At 53.8% G+C, this 9258-nt stretch carries 14 protein-coding genes, 1 tRNA gene and 2 pseudogenes; 9 read left to right on the forward strand and 8 right to left on the reverse strand.

Features of this window, described 5'->3' with window-relative positions; genetic code table 11:
* Positions 1-3: 3 nt before the first annotated feature.
* The 3 genes from ihfA to M8Q45_RS07365 all read left to right on the forward strand — a co-directional run bounded on the left by ihfA (position 4) and on the right by M8Q45_RS07365 (position 810).
* The gene (gene ihfA / locus M8Q45_RS07355; protein ID WP_002553164.1) at positions 4-306 is read left to right on the forward strand and encodes an integration host factor subunit alpha; all 303 of its coding nucleotides are present in this window, start codon (positions 4-6) and stop codon (positions 304-306) included.
* Entirely contained in the window at positions 287-643 is a 357-nt protein-coding gene (locus M8Q45_RS07360) for a MerR family transcriptional regulator (protein ID WP_003179985.1), read from the forward strand. The genes ihfA and M8Q45_RS07360 overlap by 20 nt, the downstream gene beginning before the upstream one ends.
* A 90-nt stretch (positions 644-733) precedes the next feature.
* Positions 734-810, forward strand: a tRNA-Pro gene (locus tag M8Q45_RS07365).
* A gap of 67 nt (positions 811-877) precedes the next feature.
* Here the strand turns inward: M8Q45_RS07365 and M8Q45_RS07370 are convergent.
* The 3 genes and pseudogenes from M8Q45_RS07370 to M8Q45_RS07380 all read right to left on the reverse strand — a co-directional run bounded on the left by M8Q45_RS07370 (position 878) and on the right by M8Q45_RS07380 (position 2609).
* Positions 878-1990: pseudogene (locus M8Q45_RS07370) on the reverse strand (tyrosine-type recombinase/integrase).
* Positions 1990-2203 (reverse strand): annotated as a pseudogene (locus M8Q45_RS07375) (hypothetical protein). Before M8Q45_RS07375 ends, M8Q45_RS07370 begins: the two co-directional pseudogenes overlap by 1 nt.
* Positions 2204-2372: 169 nt before the next feature.
* Complete coding sequence (locus M8Q45_RS07380) at positions 2373-2609, reverse strand: hypothetical protein (RefSeq protein ID WP_249874135.1); 237 nt, start codon at positions 2607-2609, stop codon at positions 2373-2375.
* 117 nt (positions 2610-2726) lie between these two features.
* Here M8Q45_RS07380 and M8Q45_RS28455 point away from each other — a divergent pair, with 117 nt between their 5' ends.
* Positions 2727-4136, forward strand: a complete 1410-nt coding sequence (locus M8Q45_RS28455; RefSeq protein WP_249874136.1) for a Fic family protein — start codon at positions 2727-2729, stop codon at positions 4134-4136.
* 179 nt (positions 4137-4315) lie between these two features.
* Here the strand turns inward: M8Q45_RS28455 and M8Q45_RS28540 are convergent, their stop codons facing one another.
* Positions 4316-4552 (reverse strand): phiTE_072 family protein, encoded by a 237-nt coding sequence (locus tag M8Q45_RS28540; protein ID WP_502940541.1) that lies wholly within the window; start codon positions 4550-4552, stop codon positions 4316-4318.
* Positions 4534-4719, reverse strand: coding sequence for a phiTE_072 family protein (locus M8Q45_RS28545; protein WP_502940233.1), 186 nt, complete (start codon positions 4717-4719; stop codon positions 4534-4536). The genes M8Q45_RS28540 and M8Q45_RS28545 overlap by 19 nt, the downstream gene beginning before the upstream one ends.
* A gap of 328 nt (positions 4720-5047) precedes the next feature.
* Between M8Q45_RS28545 and M8Q45_RS07390 the strand changes: the two genes are divergently transcribed.
* From M8Q45_RS07390 to M8Q45_RS07400, 3 genes are all read left to right on the forward strand, one after another.
* Positions 5048-5332: an Ea8.5 family phage-derived protein gene (locus tag M8Q45_RS07390; protein WP_249874137.1), complete on the forward strand. Its 285-nt coding sequence runs from the start codon at positions 5048-5050 to the stop codon at positions 5330-5332.
* A gap of 133 nt (positions 5333-5465) precedes the next feature.
* Entirely contained in the window at positions 5466-6665 is a 1200-nt protein-coding gene (locus M8Q45_RS07395; RefSeq protein WP_249874138.1) for an HNH endonuclease, read from the forward strand.
* A gap of 79 nt (positions 6666-6744) precedes the next feature.
* On the forward strand, positions 6745-6921 hold the full coding sequence (locus tag M8Q45_RS07400) for a hypothetical protein (protein ID WP_249874139.1): 177 nt from the start codon (positions 6745-6747) through the stop codon (positions 6919-6921).
* Positions 6922-6939: 18 nt separating this feature from the next.
* Here M8Q45_RS07400 and M8Q45_RS07405 read toward each other — a convergent pair whose 3' ends face one another.
* The gene (locus M8Q45_RS07405; protein WP_249874140.1) at positions 6940-7761 is read right to left on the reverse strand and encodes an adenine nucleotide alpha hydrolase family protein; all 822 of its coding nucleotides are present in this window, start codon (positions 7759-7761) and stop codon (positions 6940-6942) included.
* A gap of 146 nt (positions 7762-7907) precedes the next feature.
* On the opposite strand from M8Q45_RS07405, the gene M8Q45_RS07410 reads away from it, so the two are divergent.
* Positions 7908-8207, forward strand: a complete 300-nt coding sequence (locus M8Q45_RS07410; RefSeq protein WP_249874141.1) for a hypothetical protein — start codon at positions 7908-7910, stop codon at positions 8205-8207.
* A gap of 94 nt (positions 8208-8301) precedes the next feature.
* Positions 8302-8562, forward strand: a complete 261-nt coding sequence (locus M8Q45_RS07415; RefSeq protein WP_249874142.1) for a hypothetical protein — start codon at positions 8302-8304, stop codon at positions 8560-8562.
* On the opposite strand, the gene M8Q45_RS07420 is transcribed toward M8Q45_RS07415, so the two are convergent.
* Positions 8559-8795: a hypothetical protein gene (locus M8Q45_RS07420; RefSeq protein WP_502940236.1), complete on the reverse strand. Its 237-nt coding sequence runs from the start codon at positions 8793-8795 to the stop codon at positions 8559-8561. The two genes, M8Q45_RS07415 and M8Q45_RS07420, sit on opposite strands and share 4 nt — an antisense overlap.
* Complete coding sequence (locus M8Q45_RS07425; protein WP_249877406.1) at positions 8758-9225, reverse strand: hypothetical protein; 468 nt, start codon at positions 9223-9225, stop codon at positions 8758-8760. The genes M8Q45_RS07420 and M8Q45_RS07425 overlap by 38 nt, the downstream gene beginning before the upstream one ends.
* Between the last annotated feature and the right edge of the window lie 33 nt (positions 9226-9258).

The raw sequence follows: 9258 nt of genomic DNA on the forward strand, positions 1-9258 counted from the left end.
CGTATGGGGGCTCTGACGAAAGCTGAGATGGCGGAACGTCTGTATGAGGAGTTGGGCCTGAATAAACGGGAGGCCAAAGAATTGGTCGAACTGTTTTTCGAAGAAATCAGGCACGCTCTCGAGGACAACGAACAGGTCAAATTGTCGGGTTTCGGCAATTTTGACCTTCGGGACAAACGCCAGCGGCCTGGCCGCAATCCGAAAACGGGAGAAGAAATCCCGATCACGGCTCGCCGTGTGGTCACCTTTCGTCCAGGGCAGAAGTTGAAGGCCCGAGTTGAGGCTTATGCTGGAACCAAGTCATAACGACGAGCTACCCGTCATCCCAGGCAAACGCTACTTCACCATTGGTGAAGTCAGCGAGCTGTGTGCGGTAAAGCCGCACGTGCTGCGCTATTGGGAGCAGGAGTTTCCTCAACTCAACCCGGTCAAGCGCCGCGGAAACCGCCGGTATTATCAGCGCCAGGACGTGCTGATGATCCGGCAGATCCGCGCGCTGCTGTATGACCAGGGGTTCACCATCGGCGGCGCGCGCCTGCGCCTCTCCGGTGACGAGGCCAAGGACGACACAACCCAGTACAAACAAATGATCCGCCAGATGATCGCCGAGCTTGAAGATGTACTGGTGGTGCTCAAGAAATAAATTTCTGCTTTTAAATACTTCCAGTTTTCAAAAGCTTGCGATATATTCCTGAGCGTTCCGTTGAGAAGCGGAACAAGATTCACGCCTAGTCGGGGCGTAGCGCAGTCCGGTAGCGCACTAGCATGGGGTGCTAGGGGTCGAGTGTTCGAATCACTCCGTCCCGACCATATTTCCTGAGTAGAATCAGACAGTTAAGCCGATCAGCTAGATCGGCTTTTTTGTGCCTGCGCAAAACTATCCAGTGATTTCGCTGATATTCAGGTCGGGGATTGCCTCCGACCACACGATATCCGCGTGATCCTTCTGGTAGTTTCTGGTCATGCTCTCGCTGGCGTGACCGGCTATCTTCTGCCCATCCTTACCTGCTTTTTGGTACAGGTGCAGCGACAACTCCCGCACTTCGTGGAAGCCCGGCATTTCCTCTTCCTTCCATCCTTTGTAACAACCCGCCGCCTCCCGTGCCTCTTTGAAGGCCCGCGTCAAATATCGCTCTTCGACCTGCGTCCAGTGGTCCTTTGTCTGCGCTTGCTTCTGCTTCTTGCGGTTCTGCCGGCGATGGATCAGGTAAGGCGAGACGATCTCATCCCTGCACCGGCTGATCACAGCTTGTAGTTCGTCGGTCACCTTGAACCGGATCCACGCTGTGTCACTGGCCTTGGCCGTCTTCTGCTGCACCACATACAGGTGTCCCTCCCGAACCCCGTCAAATCGCATATTCAAGATGTCGGTGCGCCGCTGCGCAGTGATCAATGCCAGGTCAATTGCGTTTTGCAGCCAGGCAGGCGATTTTTCTCGAATGGCCTTAAGATGCTCGACGGTGTGCCGCTTGCGCTACTTCTTCTCGATCCGGTTGATGGTGCTGGCCGCCGGGTTGTCCGGGCATAGGCCCTTGGCCGCTGCGTGGTTGAAGATGTCGATCAGCAGCGCGCGGCACTGATTTGCCGTGCGCGGAGTGAGCGCATCCAGCATTTCGGCAATCATGCGGATTGTGATTTGGTCGACCGCTTTGCCTTCGAACTGTTTCTGAAAGCGGCGAAAGTGCACGGCGTACAGGCCCAAGGTCCCTTTTGCCAGTTCCCGTGGCGGCAGCACGTCGCGTTCGTAGGCATCCAGGAAGCCGGCGAAGGATTCCGATGTGCTGCCCATCACGGCGCCGATAAGGTCTGCGCCGCGCATGAACTCCAGATTCAACTGCTTCGCGGCATCGATCGCTTTGATCCGGTAGCCGCCGAATTGGAACCACTTACCGTCGGTAGGCCGGCGGTAGCGATAGGTCGAGCGCCGCGAATCGAAGTACAGGTTCTGTGGGAGGCTCTTGTTCGCTTTGTTGCGCGGCCGTGGGACCATCATGCAGCTCCTTTCAATACCATTGCGACCAGATCATTACCGTTCGACCGGCTGAATGCTGTCCAATCAACGTACCAGAGTTTCCCGATCTGCTCGCCGGGCACCTGGCCGTTACGGATGTAGTTGCGAATCGCCTTGGGGGCAGGGTGGTGTGCCGTTTTCACCCCAGCGCCGGCGCTGGAATTCACTGATCTTGATCAGCTCTTTATTCATTGGTGTGCTCCGTGCCGCGCGTGGCGGCAGAAGGTGGTGATCAGTTGGTGGCAGTGGCCGTAAAGTCTTGGCGGAGCTTCCGCGCCATGTCGCACCGGGTCAGGGCCGTCTGGGCGTTTCCGGTAAAACCAACGTGTCCAGAGCCTTAGGCTTCAAACTGCGCCCCGTGCTAAAACAAGGTGAGAATCCCGACCTCGGCCATTTCATGAATGAGGACTGCTGTGTCACCCAGGTGAGAGTCGGGGCGGAACGGAAACGGCTCGCCGCCCGGTCCAGTGTCTCGATAAAGGCACGGCCCAGAGGCGTACAGCTTGATTCGCTTCCTGTCTCCAATGCCCTGGGCACGTGCAGCCCACAGGGTCAGGTCAGCACCATGCAAATCTTGGATGGATTTTTTCTCAGGCATACGAATTCCTTGCCCGCCGTACACCGGCAGGCATTAGTTGGATGAAGAGGGTTGTCTTGACAGGAGTCAGGATTCTGGTCGAACATCACCGCAATTTTAAAAAATTGCGGTGATGATGTGGCAAAGATACTTAAACCCAAGCCTTTCAGAGTTCTACTGAAGGAGCACGCCCAAGTTGTATTTGATTTGCTTGGAGACTTTAAAGCTGTCGACTCGAAAGGGAGATATCTCCATTGGCATGAGTTTAGCCGCAGGGTTAAATCGGGGATAAATAAAGAAGCTGCATGGGCGGCGGTAAAGATTGCGAGATCAAGTGGCCTTAAAGATCTATCGCTCTTTAGCGAAGATCACCAACCTTTCAAATTATATATGACCGATTACTGTCATAAAGTTATTCATGATATCGAACAGCTAAGTGGCCGGTTGGGAGGAGCTGCGGGGTCTTCGGCGGGGCACGGTCAGAATACTAAGTACTTAGTAGATTCATTGATGATGGAGGAGGCGATTTCAAGTGCTCAGCTTGAAGGCGCTGCTACGACGCGAAAGGCCGCAAAGGAAATGTTGGTTAAAGAAAGAGAACCGCAAAATGATGATGAGAGGATGATTCTCAACAATTATCTTCTTATGCGGCACGCGAAGTATAATAAAGATCAGCCTCTTTCACTTGAACTCATATGCGAGTTTCACAGGATAGCAACCTTAGGTGTTAAGGATGAGGAAGTAACTCCAGGAAGATTTCGGGAGACGGACGATATATTCGTTGGAGGCCGCGACGACGAAGTAGCCCACCAACCTCCAAAAGCCGATTTGCTTTTGGATCGTTTGGAAAATCTCTGTGCTTTCGCCAATGAAGCGCATGACGGGCAGGATGGTAGGTTGTTCATTCATCCATTAATCAAGGCTATAACTCTCCACTTTATGATTGGCTATGAGCATCCTTTTCGGGATGGAAATGGCAGGACGGCAAGGTGCTTATTTTACTGGTTCATGTTAAAAAGTGGATACTGGGCATTTGAATACATATCGATAAGTGCGCTGCTTAAGCAAGCGCCTGTCCAGTACGGGGAGTCATATCTTTTTACTGAGAATGATGATTTTGATATGACGTACTTTGTATTGTATCAGCTAAAAATCATTGAGCGGGCAGTGGTTGAATTTATACAATATTTTGAGGGCAAGAGAAGAGAGTTTTATGAGTTGATGAGTTGGCTAGATGAGTGTGGGATTAGTAAAATGCTTAACTACCGGCAGGGGCACATGCTGAAGAAAATCATCCGTAATCCAGGGAGGGTCTTCATATCTAAAGAGTTGATACATGACTATGATATCTCGGAGAATACCGCGAGGAAAGATCTCGAAGGCTTGGTCGATCTAAAGGCCCTCGCAAAGATAAAAGAAGGTAAGAGCTTTCTATATGTTGCGAGGAGTGATGCAGCAGAAAATCTGAGGCGAGGTAAAGTTGATTTGAAAACTATAATTAGGAAAACGGATTTGGGAGGGTTGCGTTATGAGCCGCCCAAGTCCTGAAATTCAATGTTTCTGAGCCGGTGTGAACTGAAGGTCTCAAGCCACCCAGTCGGCATGGTCTGCTCTAGAACTCGTATGACGCTCGATGGTTGTATTTGCTGAACTGAACGCGGATTAGTGAGAGTCGTGGAGGCCCCTCATGGGCCCGCTGAGATAAAAACGCTTCGTGCTGCCACTTGCTACTGTTCTTGCCGTAATGCGCCCTGTACCGCTTCCACCACTCGGCGCCGGTAGTTGAGTTCGTGATTCTCCTCGACCGCCTTGTCGCCAACCGGGTAGTGCCATTCATTGCCAAACAGTTCAGTCAACAGCCTGTCGTGACGCCAGCATTCGTTTGGCGACTCGACGCTTCGCAGAACGTCGATGTCGTGCCAGAGCTCACGAGCCTCATCCTTGCTCAGCTCATCCAGCTCCAGTCATGTCGGCCGGTCTGTTGCCGGCGGCGCTGGACGATGCACTTTTTCGCGAAGGTATGGAGCGCGTCTCCGCTGAACCTCGTGCTACTGATACCGCGATCGAGGCAGTTCAGGATGTAATGCCAATCGCAGTCGGCGACAAATTTCGCGACTGTGCGCGGGCCCATGCCACCCCAATAGGCGTTCCAGCTGTTGTCTCAGCAGTTGATCGTGATCTTGCCTTTGGGCGGTCTGGTAGTTCGGGTCTGATCCAGTCGGGCAGTCGCGCCGGCCGAAGTCCTCGTGGAATAAGGTTATCGGGTCAAGCCGCGGTGCGCCGGTGATCAACAGCTTGGTGACCGTCGAGCGCTCAACCTTCAGCAGCTCGGCCGGGTTATTTTCTGTGGGCAAGGGGGGCGTCCTATGCCGGGGCATGCCCGGGCGGTGGAGTGGTTTTTGGTTGACGTTCCGGATTCCGAACTATCCTTGAGGTTCACTTCGTTCGGAGTTACTGCGATGGGCCAGGCCAAGAACGCGATGATGGAAGAGGAAGAGAAGGAAGCGGTGGCAATTAGCATTGCCGTTAGGGCGGGGGTGCTGAAGTATTGCGAAAGACATTCCAACCATTACAATCCCGGCAACGATCCGACTCCCGCCTACAAGCTCGGAAACTTTCTCATGACCAGCGGAGAGGTGGGCAACTTTGACGACCCACGAGACATGACCGATCACGTCAAGGAAGCTGTCGAATCTGCTGCGGACGAGTGCTACGCATGCGCGGATATTCGCGATAACGATTAGGCCGCCTTTGTCTGCTGCTCGCTGATTCGCCACGGATCGTTGGCCATGCCAAAGCAGCCATAGGCGGCGGGCTGATGCTGTTGCGGTCGCGACGTGATGTCAATATGCTCCTACCTCAACCAAGGAGGTGAGCATGAGCAAATACGCGCCATTAGCAAATCATCTGAAAGCCCAGTTGGAAGACTCGGTCGAGCTAGCATTTACTCACATCGACTCCTTAGTAAATGGCTTGCCACCCAGCGCAAGGAACCATGACGCTTGGTGGGCAAACTCACGCACCGAAGACAGTCATACTTGGGCCCACCTCTGGATTGCTGCTGGGTGGGAATGTGACTCGGTTGATAGAGCAAATGAAATCGCGGTATTCCGTCGTGCTTCCCACAGTCTTTCCAAGCCAGCGCATCGTTATTGGTGGGTCAACCATAAGCAAACCCACCTTGATGAATACTCTGGTGGATACATTTGGGCGCCCAAGACAAAAAAGAATGGCAACTCCAATGAGGGGTACTTGAACCTTACGAAGGCAAAAGTCGGCGACAGAATTATTTCCTATGCAAACGGCGTCATCAAGTCCATTGGTGTGGTGACCAATGATCATGTCGATGCACCTATTCCGAAAACTCATTGGGAGGCAGCTGAGTATTGGGGAAGTTCCGGATGGCAAGTTTCGGTGGAGTGGATGCCACTGACGACACCTCTTCGGCCCAAAAATTTTCTTTATCGGATAGCGCCGTTGCTCCCTGAGAAATATTCTCCAATCCAGAAAAACGGGGATGGCAACCAAGGAATCTATCTCGCGAGTATTTCGCAGGATCTCGGCAATTTAATTCTCAGCTTGGTATGCGAAGTCGACCCGACTGCAGTCCAGACCGTTAATGAAATCGAGATCGAGGGAGAGGACGCGCTGCAGGAACAAATCCTCCGGTCTTCTGAGATCCCCGAAACTGAAAAGCAGCAATTGGTCCGATCTAGGATAGGGCAAGGGATTTTCAGGATGCGGGTGGCTCAACAGGAAAAACGATGCCGGCTCACCGGTGTCGATAACCTAGCGTTTTTGGTGGCAAGTCATATCAAACCTTGGAGATACTCTGATAACGAGGAGCGCCTCAGCGGCAGTAACGGTCTCTTGCTTTCCCCTCACGTAGATAAATTGTTCGATAGGGGTTGGATATCCTTTTCCGATGACGGGCGGGTCCTGATTTCAGAACAAGCGAAGTCGGTCGCGCAGGCATGGGGATTAGCCGGGACTCCGAATGTTGGCGCTTTTGATCCTATTCAGCGGACCTTCCTAAAATACCACCGCGAGAACATCTTCAAAGGTGCAGGCGCATAGGAGATCCTCGCCAGTAGCGTCAGTGGAGAAATTGGGTTATTGATGTTTAGGTTCTTTCTATCCGACCTTCGGAGGCGTCATGCAGATCAACAGCGACAAAACGGTAGAATTCGAAGTGGGTGATTTCGTTTGTGATGTAGTCACTGGTGTCGAACGTTGTGGCGAAGTTGTGGAACACGACGGCCTCTCTGTGCGCGTGTCGGGAGATGCTTCTGAAGAATGGTGGGTTGAGGAGAAAGCCTGCTATCCGGGGTGATGACGTCGATTGAGCTGACTAGTCACCGCAGAAGCAATCGATGTCTTCAGCGAGATAATAAAAACCGAAGTCGGTCTGTTGGGAGCGTTGTTCGGCAGACCAGCCCATGGTTTTGTAGTCAGCGCGGTCTTGCCGGAACACCTGGCCGAACTGCTCTTCAGTATCTGACCACCAGATAACCCGAGAAGGATCATCCATGATGGTCTTGATCAGCTTGCCTTCATTCTTCTTCCAACACAGGTCGCAATTTCCGAAATCCGAATCCATGCTCAGATCGAAGGGCTGGGCCGCCCAGAATTCCGAGACATCTTCCTTCGTGATTCCGGCGGTGTAGGAGGGGCAGACATTGTCCCAGCGCGTGCCGTCGCGGTCGTTCGCCGCCATCATGCGGTGGTAGCGCTTCGGCTCGTCGTAACGGATGCCGACGACGCAATCCCATTCGGTGTAGCCAAGGGCGCGCATGTGCTTCTCGCCGATCTTCACCTTCAGATATGCGGTGCACATGTTGTTCGAGAAGTTCGGCAGCACTGGCGCCAGGTTCTTCTCTGCCTTCCGGTACGCGGCGTAATATTCGAGCATCATCGTGAACGGCTCGCCGTTGCGGCTGGCCGTTTCGAAGTCCACCGGCTTGTACCAGGGCGCGTCTTCCGGCTGGCCGTACAACCGGCACCACTCCATCCAGATAATGTTCACGCTCCAACGCTTGGCTATCTGGTCGATGAAGATCAGCGTCTCCTCGCGCTCTTTGCCGGTGTTCTGAAAAAACAGGTGAACGTCCTGCGGCAGCTCCGCCGTGGGCCTCGAGGATTTCGTAGACCATGTGTCCGCTGGTGCGACCAACGCTGATGCCGATCTGGGCCGGGGCCCTGGATCATATACGGATTCATGTTTGCTCCAGACAGCCAGCGGCCTCATCGGCTGGCGTGATTCGAGTTTGTGGGCTATTGGTTGATGGCCCGGCATGAGGCCGGATCAAGGAGACAGCGATGCCGTCGCAGCAGGAGATACAGAGCCTTTTCGTGAGTCGAGGCTCTGACCACTTGATCTACAGGAAAAGCGAAGGGCGGCCGCCGCTGTATCTGGTGCGATCCAGCGAGGGCATTTACACGGTGAGCCTGAAGTCTGGTCAATATGGTTTCGGAGCGGACGAAACAGGCCCGGGGGAAGCGACAATCGATATCGTAGGCGGCGGAATCCATGATGCCCAAGTTGTCTCGACGGTACCGGAGAGTCTTCCAGAAGGATCGACCGCCGCAATCGATATCGTTTTGATCCTGAAAGGTTAGAGTTGCTGCCGCCCTCGGTAACGGTCGGTGGCAATTGGTTCTGTATGGGGTATTAGGTTTGATCGGCACGGGGGCAGCTCAAGGAGTGTTGTTTATGCAAACACAAGGCGTTGTTGGAATGATCAATCGCAGCAGGGGCATGGCAGGCATCTGGGTCGATGAGCATGGTGGATACACAATCATCGAAATGCTCTCGTCGCATCCTATTGAAGTTGGCGATGAAATCGCTTGGTCAGACGGTTACACAATGGGTTCTTGTAGTTACCGAAACATCACGAAGGGCTGGGTTGCAGATGTTTATGTGCAGAACCACGACGTCAGTACTGGCAACCTAAGGCAACAGCTCCTCGCTTAATCTTCTCCACAGATGCGAAGAGCTTCGCGCTGATATGCCAGGGTCAATTTTGCCGACACGTTTTCGGGTATCACGTATTCGTGTCGCGGCGGGGCGAAGAACGGCGCAGATCCGGATGGGCCCAGGGCGTGTAGGTGATGTAAGGCCAGGGTCATCGCCTCGCCTTGCTCATCAATCTGATGCCATTCCATCAAATCAGCGAGAACCTGGCGGGTTCCGGCCATGGTATGCATCCGCAACTCCTCTTCGCCGCGAATCTTTCGCTTCGCCGCGGTCTTTGCTGACCGGTCTTTCTGAGCTGCAGCCATGGCAGGTCTCCGTTATTCCACTGGCCGGCAGTGCCAGCCAGTCCATGCCGATGCGCTGATTCGGGTTGCAGTCGGCCTTCACCCCTTCGTAGAAATGCTCGAGGACATCCGAAAGCCTTTCCACCCTGTGTACGCCCTCCGGCCTGATGTCGATTGACTTGATGTACTGGGCGCCGTCCTGGCGCACGCAGATTCCGGCGATGTAGATCGTCCAGCGGTGCGCGACGTCACAGAGCGCGTCAGACACTGGCCTTGAAAGAATCTGCTTTCCGTTCTTCCAGTTGATCATCACCTGCAAGCCGCTAGGGTCGATGTTGATCACTGCGGCGTGATTCGTGTTGACCAGAGCCCGCATGCTGCGCTCGTTTGGACTCGCCGATTGCACGGC

It is taken from the genome of Pseudomonas sp. T1.Ur, from assembly GCF_023516725.1.
Taxonomy (GTDB): Bacteria; Pseudomonadota; Gammaproteobacteria; order Pseudomonadales; family Pseudomonadaceae; genus Aquipseudomonas; species Aquipseudomonas alvandae.

What these genes read in the sequence shown, in the direction of transcription:
- M8Q45_RS07395 (WP_249874138.1), top strand. Translation starts at nt 5,466, where the DNA reads ATGAGCAAATACGCGCCATTAGCAAATCATCTGAAAGCCCAGTTGGAA.
- M8Q45_RS07420 (WP_502940236.1), bottom strand. Translation starts at nt 8,795, where the DNA reads ATGCATACCATGGCCGGAACCCGCCAGGTTCTCGCTGATTTGATGGAA.
- M8Q45_RS07380 (WP_249874135.1), bottom strand. Translation starts at nt 2,609, where the DNA reads ATGCCTGAGAAAAAATCCATCCAAGATTTGCATGGTGCTGACCTGACC.
- M8Q45_RS07400 (WP_249874139.1), top strand. Translation starts at nt 6,745, where the DNA reads ATGCAGATCAACAGCGACAAAACGGTAGAATTCGAAGTGGGTGATTTC.
- M8Q45_RS07415 (WP_249874142.1), top strand. Translation starts at nt 8,302, where the DNA reads ATGCAAACACAAGGCGTTGTTGGAATGATCAATCGCAGCAGGGGCATG.
- ihfA (WP_002553164.1), top strand. Translation starts at nt 4, where the DNA reads ATGGGGGCTCTGACGAAAGCTGAGATGGCGGAACGTCTGTATGAGGAG.
- M8Q45_RS28545 (WP_502940233.1), bottom strand. Translation starts at nt 4,719, where the DNA reads ATGGGCCCGCGCACAGTCGCGAAATTTGTCGCCGACTGCGATTGGCAT.
- M8Q45_RS07425 (WP_249877406.1), bottom strand. Translation starts at nt 9,225, where the DNA reads ATGCGGGCTCTGGTCAACACGAATCACGCCGCAGTGATCAACATCGAC.
- M8Q45_RS07360 (WP_003179985.1), top strand. Translation starts at nt 287, where the DNA reads ATGCTGGAACCAAGTCATAACGACGAGCTACCCGTCATCCCAGGCAAA.
- M8Q45_RS07390 (WP_249874137.1), top strand. Translation starts at nt 5,048, where the DNA reads ATGGGCCAGGCCAAGAACGCGATGATGGAAGAGGAAGAGAAGGAAGCG.
- M8Q45_RS07410 (WP_249874141.1), top strand. Translation starts at nt 7,908, where the DNA reads ATGCCGTCGCAGCAGGAGATACAGAGCCTTTTCGTGAGTCGAGGCTCT.